11 protein-coding genes and 1 tRNA gene are annotated in these 15,866 nt (G+C 68.5%); 2 read left to right on the forward strand and 10 right to left on the reverse strand.

Annotation, left to right across the window (positions count from 1 at the left end; translation table 11 throughout):
• Nucleotides 1–62: 62 nt before the first annotated feature.
• Genes G407_RS0122700 through G407_RS0122720 form a run of 5 tightly spaced genes read right to left on the reverse strand, consistent with a single transcriptional unit; the run spans nucleotide 63 to nucleotide 3,592 of the window.
• A complete protein-coding gene (locus tag G407_RS0122700; protein ID WP_029032649.1) occupies nucleotides 63–767 on the reverse strand; it encodes a DUF3306 domain-containing protein in 705 nt (234 codons plus the stop codon).
• Entirely contained in the window at nucleotides 764–1,276 is a 513-nt protein-coding gene (locus G407_RS29515; RefSeq protein WP_052341768.1) for a DUF3305 domain-containing protein, read from the reverse strand. Before G407_RS29515 ends, G407_RS0122700 begins: the two co-directional genes overlap by 4 nt.
• Nucleotides 1,273–2,274, reverse strand: coding sequence for a DUF6352 family protein (locus tag G407_RS0122710; protein ID WP_029032650.1), 1,002 nt, complete (start codon nucleotides 2,272–2,274; stop codon nucleotides 1,273–1,275). The genes G407_RS29515 and G407_RS0122710 overlap by 4 nt, the downstream gene beginning before the upstream one ends.
• On the reverse strand, nucleotides 2,271–2,834 hold the full coding sequence (locus tag G407_RS0122715; protein WP_029032651.1) for a DUF6505 family protein: 564 nt from the start codon (nucleotides 2,832–2,834) through the stop codon (nucleotides 2,271–2,273). Before G407_RS0122715 ends, G407_RS0122710 begins: the two co-directional genes overlap by 4 nt.
• Nucleotides 2,831–3,592 carry a biotin/lipoate--protein ligase family protein gene (locus G407_RS0122720; RefSeq protein ID WP_245259154.1) on the reverse strand — a complete coding sequence of 254 codons (762 nt, stop codon included), beginning with the start codon at nucleotides 3,590–3,592 and terminating at the stop codon, nucleotides 2,831–2,833. Before G407_RS0122720 ends, G407_RS0122715 begins: the two co-directional genes overlap by 4 nt.
• Nucleotides 3,593–3,751: 159 nt before the next feature.
• Between G407_RS0122720 and G407_RS0122725 the strand changes: the two genes are divergently transcribed.
• On the forward strand, nucleotides 3,752–5,746 hold the full coding sequence (locus G407_RS0122725; protein WP_156917692.1) for a 4Fe-4S binding protein: 1,995 nt from the start codon (nucleotides 3,752–3,754) through the stop codon (nucleotides 5,744–5,746).
• A 59-nt stretch (nucleotides 5,747–5,805) separates the two neighbouring features.
• Here the strand turns inward: G407_RS0122725 and G407_RS0122730 are convergent, their stop codons facing one another.
• Entirely contained in the window at nucleotides 5,806–6,096 is a 291-nt protein-coding gene (locus tag G407_RS0122730; RefSeq protein ID WP_029032654.1) for a YggT family protein, read from the reverse strand.
• A 253-nt stretch (nucleotides 6,097–6,349) separates the two neighbouring features.
• On the opposite strand from G407_RS0122730, the gene G407_RS0122735 reads away from it, so the two are divergent.
• Nucleotides 6,350–6,425: transfer RNA gene (locus G407_RS0122735), tRNA-Ala, on the forward strand.
• Nucleotides 6,426–6,824: 399 nt separating this feature from the next.
• Here the strand turns inward: G407_RS0122735 and G407_RS0122740 are convergent.
• Genes G407_RS0122740 through G407_RS29525 form a run of 4 tightly spaced genes read right to left on the reverse strand, consistent with a single transcriptional unit; the run spans nucleotide 6,825 to nucleotide 15,865 of the window.
• Nucleotides 6,825–8,558: an HsdM family class I SAM-dependent methyltransferase gene (locus tag G407_RS0122740; RefSeq protein ID WP_029032655.1), complete on the reverse strand. Its 1,734-nt coding sequence runs from the start codon at nucleotides 8,556–8,558 to the stop codon at nucleotides 6,825–6,827.
• 12 nt (nucleotides 8,559–8,570) lie between these two features.
• Entirely contained in the window at nucleotides 8,571–9,416 is an 846-nt protein-coding gene (locus G407_RS30800; RefSeq protein ID WP_052341769.1) for a phospholipase D-like domain-containing protein, read from the reverse strand.
• Nucleotides 9,413–11,629 carry a hypothetical protein gene (locus G407_RS0122750; protein ID WP_029032656.1) on the reverse strand — a complete coding sequence of 739 codons (2,217 nt, stop codon included), beginning with the start codon at nucleotides 11,627–11,629 and terminating at the stop codon, nucleotides 9,413–9,415. Before G407_RS0122750 ends, G407_RS30800 begins: the two co-directional genes overlap by 4 nt.
• A gap of 24 nt (nucleotides 11,630–11,653) precedes the next feature.
• Complete coding sequence (locus G407_RS29525) at nucleotides 11,654–15,865, reverse strand: DEAD/DEAH box helicase family protein (RefSeq protein WP_052341770.1); 4,212 nt, start codon at nucleotides 15,863–15,865, stop codon at nucleotides 11,654–11,656.
• Between the last annotated feature and the right edge of the window lies 1 nt (nucleotide 15,866).

The following is a 15,866-nucleotide window of genomic DNA, read 5'->3' on the forward strand; positions in this document are numbered from 1 at the left end:
CTCCTTCGAACGGTTCCATAGTACGTGGCTATGGGGTACGGGCAAGCTTCTTTTGAACGACTTTAGACGGGGGTGGCGCCCCCGTGGCGGCGCGGTCGCGGGCGCGGATCCGGGGCTGCGGCCGGGGTGCGTCCGCTCGACGGCTCGGAAACCTCATGCGCGGCCGTGCTTTTTGTTAAGGCAGGTTCGTCGCCGCTGGCGGGTTCCGGCGTCTCTTCCGGCTCTGTGTCCCTATTGTGTTGCGCACTCTGCACAGATGGCGTTGGCATCTCGCCCATGTCGGGATCCGGCTCGGCGGTCGCTTCCGGAGCCCGGGGAGCCTCGGCGAGGGCCGTCTCGCGCTTGCCGAACAGCCGGTCCGCCAGCGCCTTGGCGTCGAATCCCGGCCCGAGCGGCCCGTCGCCCGGAACGCCTCCGGGCGTGTTCCAGTCGTAGGCGTACTCGCGGGCCGGATCGAGATAGTCGCGCACCGCGGGGTTCGTCGCCCAGGCGCGCCGGAGCGCGGCGTTCTTGAGGACGGCGGGCACGCCCTTGCGCAGGAAGCCGGTGATGTCCGTGGTCGCGTCGATCGTCTCGATCGGAGGCAGCGCGGCGAGCTCCTCCTCCGACAGGGTCGGCTCCGGCTCGGGCCCGGGTTCGGGCGCGGGCTCCGGCGCGGGGGCGGGGAGGGCGGAAGCCTCGGGTCCGGGGTGCGCCTCGGGCGCCTCCCCGCGATCCTCCTCCCGCTTCCGCCGCGACCAGCGCGAGAGGAACCCTTCGCCGCTCATCGCCCGTCCTCCTCGTCCGGATCGAGGCCGAGGACCCGCGGCGCCCGGCGCGCGAGCGCGTTCGGGTCGGCGGGCTTGCGCTTGCGCTTGTAGAACTCCCGCTCGACGTGGAACTCGGCGACGAACGCCGCGACGAGCGCCTCCACCTCGGGCGGCATCGGCAGCGCCTCGAGGATCAATGCGTCGTCCCCCGCGAGCGCCTCGCCCTCGTACGGATCGACGCTGACGGCGGCGACCCCGAGCCGCTCGCCGTCGCGCCGCAGCGCCACCCAGACGGACGGGCGGCCCGAGGCGAGATTGTCCCGGTAGTGCGCCGTCTCGCCGGGATGCAGGTCGAGGGTGGCGGGCCCGACGTACCAGGTCTCCTCCGGCCCTTCGGCGGCGAGCCGCGTCCAGGGCGCGGTCGCCGGCGCGGCGGGGAGCACGGCGGCGGGCGCCCACGACACGGGCGCCCAGCGATTGCCGGTCTCCCGCCGCCGCGCGACGATGCCGAGGGTCGTGTGGGTCATGACGATCTCCCGACCAGCGGCAGCCCGGTCACCAGGTTCTGCGGCTTCGCCCGCACGACCTTGTCCTGGTTCATCGCGAGCAGGAGATAGACCGGCGCGCCGGCGACCCGCGGCTCCACCGGCGCGTCCTTGCCGAAATCGAGGCGCAGCAGGCACAGGATCCGGGCGTGGTCGTCGTACCCCATCGGCTCGCCGCGCCAGAGGCGGTTGCCGATGGCGGTCGCCTCCGCGTCGAGGCCGACGAACCAGCGCCAGGAGGGGTCCTCGATGCGCTCGAGCGGCGTCACCGTGCAGGACACGCCGTGCATGTGAGACACGAACGCCTCGATCGCCCGGGCGAGCCCCTCGCGGGCCTTCGGCGCGGAGCCGAGCGGCAGCGCCATCGTGTGCGCGTCCGAGCGGCTCCAGTAGGTCCAGGAATTGCCGTCGTCGATGACGTCGAGCTCGTCGGCGGCCGACTTGCCGAGCATCCCGACGAGCGGCGAGACCGGGCCCTTGCCCTCGAACTCCTCGATCAGCTCGAGGTCCGCGAGCAGCGTCGCGCCCTCGTAGGTCGAGACCTTCTGCGGGCGGAAGAACAGCTCGGCCGCGCGCAGGGTGTAGGGGTCCCCGCAGCCGTCCAGCGCATTGCGCAGGACGAGATGCACCATCTGCGAGAGGAAGAGCGGCGGCACCGCCGCGCCCTCGCGCACGATGCCGGCATAGGCGGCCTCCACTGTGCCCGCCGCGACGAGCCGGTCGCGGAAGCCCGCGAGGAACTCCCAGTTCTCCCGCGCGTCCGGGTCGGCGAGCGCCGCGATCTCGCCGGGCGCGATCGGCCGGCGCGGATCGCGCATGAGGGCCGCGTGGAGCGCGCGCTCGGCGTCGCAGGCCTCCTCCGGCGGCAGGATCTCGGGGCGGGCGAGGTAGGCGAGCAGCAGCTCGTCCGTCACCGCGAGCGCACCCTCCGGCGTGCGCCGGGTGAGATGGTGGCCGCTCGAGACCCAGAACTCCCTCATGGCGCGCGGCCCTTCATCATGTCCACGAGATCCACCCGTTCCTCCGGCGCCTCGTCGTCCTCGCTCTCGACGACGATGAAGGCCTTGGCGTGGCTGTGCAGGCGGTCGGCGCCGGGCGCGCCGGCGTCGCGGTGGCGCAGGGTGCGGAACTGCTCGACGAGCCGGCCGTCGCGGATCGTGCGATGCAGCGCGATCAGCGTGCCTTCCGCGTGCTCCTCGCAGAGCGACGCGGCGTAGGCGACCTCCTCCGCCGCGGCGGCGCGGGCGTGCTCGAGGCTGGGCGCGCGGAAGCGCACCCCGATCTCCCGGGCGAGCGCCTCGACCGCGGCGTCGCGCTCCTCGGGCGTCGCGGGCGTGACCACGACGAGCGTCGAGAAGCCGAGTGCCTCCACGTCGGCGAAGCCGGCGCGGAAGGCCGCGCGCTCCTTGCCCGTCATCGTCTCGGGGTCGGCGTCGAGGAAGAGGAACGAGCCGGTCACCGCCCAGCGCCCGGGCTCGGCCGGGGTGGCGAAGACGAAGGTGTCGGACGGGTCGAGCCGGATCGTGCGCGGGAGCTTCACAGGCGCGGCCCCATCAGTCGAGGTCCCTTGCGGCTCGGATCGTACCACGCGCAGGCGGCGAGGCCGGGGAGCAGCGCGCGACGCTCGGCGCCCGTGACGCCGTGGCGATGGACGAGGAGATCGCCGTTTCCGTCGATGCCGCGCCGCTCGCCGGCCTTCTCCTTCCTCAGCCGCGCGAGATACGGGTCCGCCACCTTGCGGAAGCCGCGGTTCGTCCAGGCGTCGACGTGCAGCATGAGGTGGCGCGCGAAGCTGCCCATCAGGGCGTGCGGATCGGCGAAGCCCTCCTCCTCGAGCGAGGTCGAGTCGGGGGCGAGCCCCGCCTCGTCGACCATCAGCCGCGCGGCGATGAGCTGGGCGCCGAAGACGAGCCAGGCGGGCTCCTCCTCCTCGGCGCACGCCTCCGGCCAGCCGAGCCGGCCGCCGCCGATCAGCGCGTCGTCGTAGAGGATCGTGTCGGGCCAGACGAACTCCACCGCCTTCTCGGGCGGGCAATGCGCCGCGATGGCGTCGGCGAGCGCGGCCATGCCGGCGAAGAACGCGCGCCGCGCGGAGACGAGGGGCTCCTCGGGCTCGAGCACCACGGCGAACTCGACCAGGTCGTAGCGCCCGACATGGACGAAGGTGCCGGCGCCGGCGTCCGCCGCGATCGCGCGGGCATGGGCGAAGGCGTCGCCGGATTCGCGCAGGCGCACCGGTGTGAACAGGGGGGGGAGGTCGAGCCCGGAGGCGGCTGCGACCATGTGGGACGGCGGCACGCGGCGTTTCCTCGTCTGGGCGGCTATCCAGCGCCCTTCCTTGGGTCTATTCCAATATAAACCGTTTCACGGCAAGAGCATCACCCAACGCTCCCGAAGGTCCGCCGCGTCATGTCACAGCCCGACCGCATCGTCTTCGCCTGTTCCTGCGAGCGGACCATGCCGCTCGATACCGAAGCCCTCGCCAAGGGCCTGGAGGCGGGCTGCGGTGGGCGGCTCGAGACGGCGACGCAGCTCTGCCGGGCCGAGATCGCCCGGCTCGAGACCGCCTTCGCGACCGGCGCACCGGTGACGATCGGCTGCACGCAGGAGGAGGCCGCCTTCGCCGATGCGGCGGAGGCCGCGGGCACGAGCGCGCCCTACGCGCTGGCGAACGTCCGCGAGACCGGCGGCTGGTCGGCGGATGCGCAGTCGGCCGGGCCGAAGATGGCGGCGCTCCTCGCCATGGCGAGCGTGCCGGTGTCGGACGCCGCCCTCGTCACGCTGGAGAGCGAGGGCGTCGCCCTCGTGCTCGGCCGCGACGAGGTCGCGATCGAGGCCGCGCGCCGCCTCGCGGATCACCTCGACGTGACCGTGCTCCTCGACCGGCCCGGTGAGGTCGTGCCGCCGCGCAAGGCGGACTTCCCCGTGCTGAAGGGGCGCGTGCGCAACGCAGCGGGCCGTCTCGGCGCCTTCGAGCTGACGATCGACGACTACGCCGCACCCTCGCCGGCATCCCGCGCGGCGCTCGTCTTCGGGTCCGCCCGGGACGGCGCGACGTCCGCCTGCGACGTCGTGATCGACCTCACGGGCAGGGACCCGCTCTTCCCCGCCCACGACCTGCGCCCGGGCTACCTGCGTGCCGACCCGCGCGACCCGGTCGCCGTCGAGCGCCTGCTGCTCGACGCGTCGACCCTGGTCGGCACCTTCGACAAGCCCCGCTACGTGAACTTCGACGCGGGCCTGTGCGCGCATTCGCGCTCGCGGATCGTCGGCTGCACGCGCTGCCTCGACCTGTGCCCCACGGGCGCCATCGCCCCCGCCGGCGATCACGTCGCGATCGACCCGGCGGTCTGCGCCGGCTGCGGCCAGTGCGCCGCCGCCTGCCCGACGGGCGCGGCCTCCTACGCGCTCCCCGGGGCCGGCGATCTCGTCGCGCGGCTGCGCGTCATGATGCGCACCTTCCGCGAGGCGGGCGGGCGCGACGCCGTCGTCCTGTTCCACGACGTCGACCACGGCGAGCCGCTCGTCGACGCGCTCGCGCGCTTCGGCGACGGGCTGCCGGCGAGCGTGATCCCCGTCGCCGTCAACGAGATCGGGCAGGTCGGCCCCGAGACGCTGGCCGCGCTCTTCGCCTACGGCGCGGCCGGTGCGCTGTTCCTGGCGCGCGCCAGGCCGAAGCATCCCCTCGATGGGCTCGCGCGCACCGTGGAGACGGTGAACACGATCCTCGTCGCGCTCGGCTTCGGCGCGGCGCCGGTCGGCGTGATCGAGACCGACGATCCGGACGCGCTCGGCGCGGCCACGCGCGCGGCCGCGGCGGCCCGGGCCGGTGCCGGTTCCGCGGTGCCGGCGTCCTTCCTCGCCCAGCCCAAGAAGCGCCAGCTGCTCGAGATCGCCTTCCGCGAGCTCCACCGCGTCGCGCCGGCCCCGGTGCCGGTCGTGCCGCTCGCCGCCGGCGCGCCCTTCGGCGGGATCGTGGTGGACGTCGAGGGCTGCACGCTGTGCCTCTCCTGCGTCTCCGCCTGCCCGGCGGACGCGCTCTCGGACAATGCCGAGCGCCCGATGCTGCGCTTCACCGAGAGCCTGTGCGTGCAGTGCGGCCTGTGCGCCGCGACCTGCCCGGAAGGCGTGATCGCGCTCGAGCCCCGCCTCGACTTCGCCGCCTGGGACGCGCCCAAGCGCGTGCTCAAGGAGGAGGAGCCCTTCTGCTGCGTGGAATGCGGCAAGGCCTTCGGGACGCGCTCCACCATCGAGCGCGTCACGGAGAAGCTCGGCGGGCGCCACTGGATGTTCGCCGGCGCCGACGGCGAGCGGCGGCTTCGCGTCCTGCAGATGTGCGAGGATTGCCGCGTCCAGGCGGTCGTCGACGAGAGCTTCGACCCTCACGCGGTCGAGCGCGCACGCCCGCGCACGAGCGAGGATTACATCCGCGAACGCGGCAAGCTCTCCTGATCGCGTTCCCGCGATCGCGACATCGCGGGAACGCGCGCGGTCGTCGCGGGGAGTGCGGCTCAGATCACCGCCGGCGCGACGTCGTTGATGAGGAAGCTGCGCAGGAAGAAGATGAGGAGCAGGAGCACGATCGGCGAGATGTCGATGCCGCCGAGGTTCGGCAGGATGCTCCGGATCGGCCGCAGCAGCGGCTCGGTCAGCCGGCTCAGCACGTCGTAGATCGTGCGCACCACGTCGTTGTTCGTGTTCACGACGCCGAAGGCGATCAGCCAGCTGAGGATCGCCGACCCGATGATCAACCAGGTCAGGAGTCCGAGGATCAGGTCGATCGTTTGGAAGAGCGCGATCATGAGGTCGTCCTGGCTGCGGGTCCCGCGGCCCGCCACGGACCGCCGCGCTTCGTTTAGCGGGCTTCGCCGCGGGAAACAATGCGGGAAGCGATGCGGCATCGGCACCGGTCGCGAGCCGTGCCGCGGGCCGTGTGAATCGCCGCGCGAATCGCCGCGCGAATCGCGTTGACAGCGGCGGCGGACCCCTCTATCAACCGCCCACCCGGACGGCAGCGCCCCCAAGCGCCGCCCCAGACGTCCGGCCCGACCGGTCGGGGCTGTAGCTCAGTTGGGAGAGCGCTGCAATCGCACTGCAGAGGTCAGGGGTTCGAATCCCCTCAGCTCCACCAGGTCTCCTCTCGGAAGAAATCGTCCAGCGTTTTCAATGTCTTGGCGAATGGGCTTGGGTGGCCTTGTACCCAGTCATGTACCCACCGGGGTGTGCCCGAATCGGCGCATGCGAGGGAATATCCGCGCCGCCGATCATCGACATCATCGGCCCTTCCGGTCGGCGTAGGCGATCGCCGCCTTCAGCCTCAGACGCGTGGTCTAAAGCGGGCGGCTAAGCTCCAAGGCGTCGTGCATGCGGCCGAGGATCTCCTCGCGGCTCCTCTTCCGGGCAGGAAGCAGTGCCGCGAGTCTCAAGCGCTCGGCGAGTGGGATGTCAGCGAAGCGCGTCCATAGCCCGTCTCGCAGGCACCGGGTTGGACGGCGGACCATCGAGCGCCACCGTGCGCGATCCGACACCGCTAGTGCTTCTTGCCGCTGCGGCCGCGCCTCGATCTCGTGCCTGGTTCGGGGATCCAGGCCTTCGGAAATGGCATCTGCATCAGAAGGCGCACCGACACGGTGGCCGTACCGCTGCGCTCGCTGAACAGCGCATTGAAGGCACCGCTGGACAACAAGGCGGCCCAGTCATCCAGCTCGTTCTCGGCTATGTCTGGCGGTGGGCTCAGAACCACGACGTGGTTTTCGGCCAATGCGCCGGTGCGCCCGACGAACGACGAGGGCAGGACGGCGGCATTGACACGGCGGCGCTGCTGCTTGTTGCTGGTTCGCTGGACGAGGATGGACGCCTCTCGGATCAGCGAGGGGGAATTTTGGGCGCAGCGCACGTAGATCAGTTCCCTTGCCTCCTTCATCCTTTCGGGATCGAACGAGCCGTCGGGCGAAATGGCCTTGCTCCACAGAAGAGGGACCACGGCTTCGCCTCGCGGGGCGTCGTCCGACCGCTCTTTAAGAAGGGTTCCGGTCGACCTGTGCGGAACAACGGATCCGACGCGGCCCACCCATCCCAGGGCGGCAAGCGTCGTCGTCTCGGCATCCGAGCTCTCGGCCTCAATGGTCGCCGAGCCGCACGACATGCGCCATGGGGCTCCGTCCGTGGCGGGCTCGAAAGCCTGGCCGTTCAGATAAGTCCCTTCAGAAGAGAGGTAGCCCAAGGAACATCTCTTCGTGCGCACGCGGCGGCCCTTACGCTTGCGCAGGATCAGGAAGCAACAGTCCTGCTGAACGGAAAAGAAGAGGCCGTGGCGTTGATCGATATGGTCAAGCTGGAGGAGCTCGGCACGTCGAAGAACGTCTTCGCGGAACGCCTCGTAGCTGGGGCTGCCGACGAAGCTTGACGGTAGCACGAAGCCGAGCAGACCGCCCGGGCGCAACAAGTCCAAGCCGCGGCGTACGAAGATCGAGAACCAGTTCAGGTGCCCTTTGACGATCTCCGGATACCGATCCCGCCAAACGGCGAATTCCGAGGCACCCAGCCGTCCGTAGGGTGGATTTCCGATGACCGCGTCGAAGAGAGGAGTCGGGAGACCCTCGAGTGCATCTGCCTCGCGAACGAGACCGCATTCCTCGGCGGTAGGACCGAACGAAAGCAGCTCCCTTTCCACCGCTCGCCGAATCATGTGGTTGGCGAGCCGTCCGAGATCGCCCTCGACCTCCACTCCAGCAAGGCGGCTCCGCAGGTCGGCGACCCGACGATCAGGTGAGCTTCCGACGGAGAGCTCGAGGAGTCGGCGCGCAAGCGGGACGACGAAGGCCGCACCTCCCGCCGCCGGATCGATGATCCGGTGTCTTCTCAGATCTAGGCCGTGTGCGACCATAGCTTGGATAAGGTGCCGAACGAGCGGAGGAGGGGTGAAAAACACGCCGCGCCGCTGCCGAAGCTGCGCGTCCATGGTCAATGCGTAACCGGTGGCGATCGCGTAGTCCCGTTCGTCCGGCTCCATGCCCCGCAAGGCGTCGATCAGCGCACGCGGCCCGGTGCAATGATCATTGCCCGGATCGCGTTCGAGAGAGGCATCGTACAGGTCGCGACAGAACGCCAGAGGCGCCCCGATTTGGCGACGAGCGGCCAGGCGTCGGAACTCGCCGAGGTAGAGGCGCAGAAGGCCCGGCGACGTGGATCGCGAGGCAGGAGCGCAGGCGCGACCGACCTCGCCGATTTCCTCCGTCCCGCAGATCTTCGGTCCCAGGAACACCTCAGCCCCCCGCTATGATCCCAGCTCACATGGGCTCGCGACGTCGCGAATCGCTCGAACCAGCCCCGCGACCACCCGCACTATGCCACCGTTCAGGACTACCCCAAGCTCCACGCTCGATCGAGCGTACCGCAGGAAGTTCGCGGAGCCCACGTAAGCGCAGTCGCTGTCGGCAAGAACGACCTTGGCGTGGAATGTCTCATAGGCGCTGGCATCGATCACGCGATGGTAGTCCACGATCCGGACGCCGGCGAGATGGGAGGCGACCGTCTCCAGCGATGGCTTGACTCGTTGGAAGTTGCGCACGACCAGGACGCGGCTCCTGGCGCGCGTGGCGTCGAAGACCCTTGCGAGGGATGGAGCCGCCGCGGCGTTGACGAAGGGCGTGACGACGACAAGCTCGTCGATCGCCTTCGCCGCGAGTTCGTCGAGGGCTTCGTCCGTCGTGATCAGGCGGGTATGGTCGAGGGACACTTGCCGCAGAGCATCGTCCAACGCGCTCGGCCGTGTCGGAAGCGTGACCGCGATGTCGGGTGCCAGCTTCTTGCGCGCGACATTCCAAGCCGCTGCGGCGCCTTGCAGGGCCGTAGCCAACTCCGCGAGACGGCTGCCCGGAGCACAAACCCAGCCGCCCTCGACGGGCCTCAAGAGGCCGAGACCGGCGAGCACGCCCATGGCTCGTATGGCCTCACCGTCCCTCTCGACGTCGATGCCTCTGGCCACCATCCATTCGGACCTGACGACAGACGTGGTCCCTGCGCCGGCGGCCCTGAGGACGGCGGCCACGCGGGATAGGTCCGCGCCGCCGTCCACGACAGCCTCGACAATTTCCTGCAGAAACCTTTGCCCCCCGGTCATGGCGCGGGAGTTCCCCGCCGCTCACGCGCGACCTGGGCGGCGACCTGGTAATACCCGGCTACGGAGCCTGGGGACGTAAGATCCCAGTGCGGACGACCCACCCCACGCAGGACCGAGCGGCTGAGAAGAGCGTTCCGCGTGATGCAGCTGACCTCGGGGATCAATATGCAATCCGGGCATGCCCCGCCGCGGTTGTCGCAAAGGGAACCCGACCCGCAGCGAAGCGAGGCCGGGTCCAGCATCCGTCGAAGAACGGCGTTGCCGACGGTGGGATCCGTGCAGGCGCGCCAGGCGGAACTGAGGTAATTGAGATCCATGGTGGTTCCCCGCCGGTAGACGACGTAGGCGAGGTCTGGGACAAACAGGTGTTCGCTCATGTTCCCGAGGTCCAGGCCCGACACCTGAGCGAGTTCGTGCATCAGATGATGCGCCATGGTGTGGAGCAGCGTGTAGACGTAAGCGTAGGGATTGCGTGAACCCGCCTGCGGCTTACCACGGTACTCGTCCAGCCACTTGGAGAAGGGCTGCGAGGCGAACTCCTCGATCAGCATGGCGCCAAGCTTGGCATGCGGGCCAGGCAGGGTTATGGAGAATTCGTTTGCCTCCAGCCAGCGACGCACGATTTCCTCGTCCAATCTGACGTAAAAGGCCTCGTTGTCCTGTCGCAGGACGTAAATTGGACGCCTCGCCCCCTCATCCTCGGTTATGTAGACCCGATCGAACAAATTGAGCCGAACAGGCAGGTTTATCTCGATGTTGTTCTTCTTCCTTTCGAGAACTGGATCCGGTGAGGTGCGCGTGTAGCCGAAAGAGAACTCGCAAACCGGGAACTCGCGCACCATGCGCATGTCCTCGATCCCAAGCAGATCGAGTGCCTCTCCGATTTTCAAGACTGCTGCCTGCTCGTCCGCTGCGCGCAGGCCGGGCAACAGCGATTTGTCCGGGTGCCGGACGTTGACGACGCCCCGGAGCCCTTTCGGCCCAAGAATAGTCTCGGCCAACGTCTTGTGCTCGACAGCCTGGCGGATAGGATCGTATCTGCGCATCCAGTTCTGCCGCTCTCGGACCGCGCGCGTCAGGACGGGGCTCGGCACCATTTCCATAGGGAGATCGTCGGCCCACTGGGCCTCCATCGCCCGCAACGCGTCGCGCAGCGGCTGTGTCCCGGCTTCATTCCCCGCCTCCTCGTGGGTATGAAGCATGGCCCGCAGATCCTTGTAGCTCTTCCAGAGCCCGCCCCGTCCGGCCCGCACGAGCACGTCTTCCTTTTGCTCATCGCTGAGCGGCGTCTGCGGGTAGCCGTACTCCAGCGCCAGGAACTCGGCGAGGGCATCGTTCTGCCGCAGCCTGAGCATCTTGAACCACTTGTCGTCGACGAAGACGAGAAGCCTGTCCGCTTGGACATAGTATGCCGCGTTCGCTCGGATCGAGATCGGCTCCATGTTGCTTTCGATCCGCCAGTGTGAGCCGGTGCTTATCCCCTCCCCGATGACCTCGAGCGTTTGGCGATCCTGCTCTTCGGGCAGCGGCTGCGCGAGCGAGCAGGCCGTGCATTCCAGGCGCCATTTGGAGAACACCGGCGCAGGCCTGAGCAGCTTGAAGCGCTCGCCGCCGCAGACGCATCTCACCGAGCGCCGGTCGACGGCGCGGTCGTTCGGATCCCACCGGTTCACCTTCAGAGTGATTGGCTCGAACCCGCCGCTCCAGTGTACGAAGGCGACGTCGAGCTGCTCCCAGCTGTCGGCGCACGAAGCGGCTCCGCTGGGGCAATTATCTCTCATCGAAGCGCGCTTGGCGCAAAACTCCTTGACCGATCCAAAGGCCTGCAGCAGGTCGCAGCGGCGGCAGACGAAGGTCATGGGCATCGGCTCGTAGCCGACCCGGTCCGGCACCAGGAACTTGAAGCTGTCGCGCAGGAGCTCGATGTTGCCCTGCCGGGACCGAAAGCCGCCGCCGAGGACCAGATCCTCCCTTATCGGCGGCTGCGATGCGGTCCGAACGGCGTTCATGGCCTGCTCGAGCCAGGAACGGGCGCGTTCCTCGATGAGTTCGAGTATCTGCGTCTCCACCAGGTCGCCAAGGCTCTCGGCAGTCGACGCCTTCACCGGCCGGGCGTGGCACGCGCCCATCCCCCCCTCGAACGAGAAGAAGCTTCCGGGTGCGTACGTCATCCCGACCTGGGTTCGGGAGCGGTTCATTTCGTAATCGCTCATGGACTTGCCTGCTCCCCGGCTGCGCTAGTTCGAGCCGCCTCGGCGGATGAACTGCATGGTTTCCTTCACCTGCTTCAGTGCATCCACTTTCCCGAACTGGGCGAAAGGCGTGATCCGTCCGGGTGCGTCCACGTCGCGCAACGAAGTCATGGGCATGTCGAGTTGCGCGGCGTTGAACTGCCAAAAGGCATCCATTTCTCCCGCCGCATGCGGCTCGTCGATGTTCTCCACGAATCGGTCGATCTGCGTGGCCACCAGCGCCTCGTAGGTTTCCCGGTCGGAACCCGCTCCCCCGACGACCTCGTCGACGCCGATTGCCGCCAAGACATGCTCGGTGAGGGCGCGCTTGAACTCGGTCGCACCCAACTTGTCCTTGAGGCGCTTGACCTCGCGGCGCTGCGTGAAGTGCGGCACCGAGTGCTTCATGTCGGCGGGCGCGCGTTGGAATTCCTCCTGTGTCTTGATGCCGACGAGCCAATTCTGGATAATGGAGGGGATGACCCGCCGCACCGCCCGGGAGGCCCAGCGCTCGATCGCAGGCGGCGCGATCATGCGTTCGAGGAAGCGGTGGAAGGGCTCGTGAACCTCGGCGATGTACCGGTCGCGACGCGCCTGCGGCGTCGGGACGAGCATCACGAACCCGACATGGGTGCGCCCCACGCGCGAGGACGCCTGGATGTATTCCGCTATGTCGGTGGGCATGCCGGCGAAGAACATGGAATTGAACCGCTCCACGTCCACGCCGTGAGATATGGCCGAGGTGGCCACGATCATGCGCAGCGCGTCTGAGAGATCCATCGTTGTCGGGTCGAAGGGCCTTTCCGCTTCTTTGACGATGCTTTCGATCTCGCCGGCGTCGACGCCTCCGCTGATCAGGCGCATTCTCAGATCGTCGACCACATACGGCTGACCGATCGAACGGTGCTCCTGGTCCGCGACTGCCGCCGTGGCCGAAAGGATCTGGTCGCCGCCCTTCCTGTTCGTGACATATGTCAGGGCGACGCGATGCAGGTCGACCACCGACGCCAGAACGTCGTGGCGCCCGGCCGCGTCGAGCGCCCTGATCGCCGCCTCGTGGCGCTGCCGTAGCGGGCCGCGCCTGAGTGACGCGACCAAATCCTCGACCGCGGACCGCTTCCGGGCTTCTTCGGGCGCGCACAGGTCCCGAAGAAGCCGTGTGACGATCGCCGCGAAGGCGCTGAGGATCGTGACCGTCGTGACGGTGTGGGGGCGCCCGTTCGTCATCAGGCTCACGTAGACGCGCGCCCAAGGCGCGAGCCACTCCGAATCCGCGGGGTTCGAAGCCCAGCCTTCGCGTTCGCGCGCCGCGCCCTCGAAGGCCCGCGGAGCCGCATAGAAGCTGCGGTGCAGCTCCGGCCCGGGCTGCGGAAAGCGCTCCACCTCGCGCTGGTAGAGAGCCTCGACCTGCTTTTCTGGATCGCTGATCGTCGCGGTCGCCGCGATCACCTTCGGCATTCGGACCTGGGTGGGCGCTCCCGGCACGGTGGCCATGCGTGAGCCAAGGATGGTGCGCAAGGAGCGGAACCACTGGTACAGCGTGGTCTCGAAGAGGCCAGCGAAGGTGCCGAGGCTTTCCTCCAGCAGATGCGCCTCGTCCTGGACGATGATCGCCGGTACGGGATCGACAAAGACCTCCTCGCCGCCCCGATAGGCCGGGCCTACCGGGGATTTCCCCGCCGGCGGCGATCCCTTGAGTTCGTCGTGAAGGTGCGGCGACTCGAGCAGGCCCGTTCCGCTTGCGATCCAACGCGCAGTCCCGAACATCGACGCCAATCGATTGATCGTGAGCGGATGGTGGCCAATGAGGGCGAGCTTGTCCACGGTGCCGAGCAGGATGGCCGGCGCGCGGCGATAGATGTCGCGGTCCGTGAGGAGGAACGGCAGGGGCTCCAGTGCTCCGGAACGGCGGGAGATCTTGTTCCACCGGCAGCCATCGTCGAAGCAGACGATGCCAAGCCGCTTCTCGCGCTTCGGATACAGGCGCAAGCCGGTCGTCTTGCCGCAGAAGGGGCAGGTCGGCAGCTTGTTGTAGTCCCTCAGCGCCGCTTTGTAGCCGTCCTTGGCGAGTGCCTTCGCCTCCTCAGCCTTTGCGGAAGGACCGATCTCGGGCACGTCCTTGAGGCCTTCCCGGATCTTGCCGTGCCTGTCCAGCGTCGAGTTGGGAGTGCTCGCCCCTCCCACCCAGAAGCCGATCTCGAACGGTGCACCGCCGATGCCTTCGTCTGCCTTGATCACCTCGGCCTCGGCGAGGAGGAGCGCGAGACGCCGCGCCTGCTGGGCGGTCAGCAGGCGCAACGGGTACCGCATCAAGGCGCTCACCCCGCGGTGCTTGCCGCGCATCCGGTCGAAGAACAGGGTGAAGATGAGCAGGCCGAAGAAGGCCTCCGACTTGCCGCCTCCGGTCGCGAAGTAGAGCAGGGAGACCCTCTCGTCCCGTTCGGCGGCGTAGTGGCCGTGGAACTCCTCCATTCGCGTGGCGACGGCGGTCAAGCCGCTCAGAACGAAGCCCAGCTGGAATAGACGCCAGCCGGCCTCGCTCTCTTTCCAGCCCCTCCGCCGGGCTGCCTGGAGGAAAGTGCGGTTCATCAGAAGCCAAGCCCGGAACGGGATCGCCCTGCGGTCTGCCGGGTCTTGACGGAAGGCGCCCTCGCTCTCCTTGAGGAGTGCTATGCCGGCCCGAAGCGCCTCGACTTCGCGTCCCCAATCCTCGATGTTCTTCGCGAAGCTCTCGCGCTCGCGCTCGCGGGACGCCGCGTCGGCCGGGTCGAGCCCGCGCTCCGGGTCGACTTTGCCGACCGTGTCCTCGATCCAATCGACGAAGCTGTCTGGGAGCGGCTCGAGGGAGGCAGCCGAGCGCGCCGGGTTGGACAGGCCGAGATAGGTGACGTCGAAATCGGCGATTTCGTTCGGCACGATGCGGGGCAGATGATAGCGCGGAGCCCAGGTCGTGGTGAGAGCGACGCTTCCCTCGTCGTTGGCGCTCTCGACGCCGCAGTTTACCCCCGCGGCGTCGACCTCCATGTACCCGGCGATCGAGTACGAGGGTCGAACCCGCTCCAGGGTGAAGGGACGCAGCGCCGCGCGGGGAACGCTGACGCGCATCGCGACTTGGAACAGCCCGTTCTCCCCGACGTCGGCCGCCCTGCCGTGCTCGAGCGCGAGCCGAACGCTGATCGTCGATGGATCCAGCGGATCCGGGGTCCACTCGACGGCGAACGTCGGCTGCTGCGCCGGGCAGAGATCGCTCATGCTCGGCGCGTCCTGCCGCACGGCGATCAGGACCTGTTCCCAGCGCTCCCGCGATCTGAAGGCGCTCGGTGGGAAGCGGCGCGGACGCCAAGCCCACGCGCGCCCGTCGTCGCTGCCCAGGAACTCCGCGTATGCCGAGCGGATGGCCTCGGCGAGGGAGTTCCCGTAGTCGGCGGTCGCCTCCCCACGGCGCCTATCGTCGGCCTGGAGGTCGATAGCGAACTCTGGCACCCTGATCGGCAGCCGCCGCCACTTCTGCGGTATCTCCTCTTCGACCGTGACGTTGTCCGGCGCTGTGTCGCTCTCCCCCAAGGTCTCGACGACTGCGACCGGCCCCGCTTCTACCGAATCCGTCCCAGGCTCCGAATCCGAACGACCGTCCAGAGCCTCCTCGACCTTAATCAGTACGCTGCGCTGGTCTGATCCGTCGAGACGAATTCCACGCTCCAGCATCAACTCTCTTGAGAAATGCGAGATCAAATCTCGAAGCTTGCGCTGCTCGCCATCCTTTTTTCTTTCCGCCTGCGCCTTTGACTTCGCTTGCTGGTAGATGTCCCTGCGGACGCCTTCCTTCAGCCGAGGCTTCGGGGGCAGTTCCCGGGCCGGATCGGCCAAGTCCTCCCAGGTCGGAAGGACGCGGACGTAGACGGCGAACTCGGGCGCGACGCTCAGCGTCCCTCGGGAGCCGGCCTCGATCTTGAACTCCACTCCATGCACGGCGATGCGGATATCCGACGTGTCGTCACGGCCGCTTCCGGTAAACCTCGGCAGCAGGAAATCACTGACGAACCAGTCGCTCGGCTTGACCCCGTAGACCACCTCGCCCGCCGGCCCGAGACCGCCTGCGCGAGCATGGGTCATCTCGATGAGAGCGTCGCAGATCGCCTCCTTGAGTTCGTGCCGCTCGTCGAAGGACGGAATCGCTTTGTCTACGTCGACGAGCTTGAAGCTGCCCTGCACGATCATG

Origin of the sequence: Salinarimonas rosea DSM 21201, assembly GCF_000429045.1 — a bacterium.
Lineage (GTDB): Bacteria > Pseudomonadota > Alphaproteobacteria > Rhizobiales > Beijerinckiaceae > Salinarimonas > Salinarimonas rosea.

Coding starts and splice junctions, on each gene's coding strand:
- G407_RS0122710 (WP_029032650.1), bottom strand. CDS start 2,274: ATGAGGGAGTTCTGGGTCTCGAGCGGCCACCATCTCACCCGGCGCACG.
- G407_RS0122750 (WP_029032656.1), bottom strand. CDS start 11,629: ATGAGCGATTACGAAATGAACCGCTCCCGAACCCAGGTCGGGATGACG.
- G407_RS0122730 (WP_029032654.1), bottom strand. CDS start 6,096: ATGATCGCGCTCTTCCAAACGATCGACCTGATCCTCGGACTCCTGACC.
- G407_RS29515 (WP_052341768.1), bottom strand. CDS start 1,276: ATGACCCACACGACCCTCGGCATCGTCGCGCGGCGGCGGGAGACCGGC.
- G407_RS0122725 (WP_156917692.1), top strand. CDS start 3,752: ATGCCGCTCGATACCGAAGCCCTCGCCAAGGGCCTGGAGGCGGGCTGC.
- G407_RS30800 (WP_052341769.1), bottom strand. CDS start 9,416: ATGACCGGGGGGCAAAGGTTTCTGCAGGAAATTGTCGAGGCTGTCGTG.
- G407_RS29525 (WP_052341770.1), bottom strand. CDS start 15,865: ATGATCGTGCAGGGCAGCTTCAAGCTCGTCGACGTAGACAAAGCGATT.
- G407_RS0122700 (WP_029032649.1), bottom strand. CDS start 767: ATGAGCGGCGAAGGGTTCCTCTCGCGCTGGTCGCGGCGGAAGCGGGAG.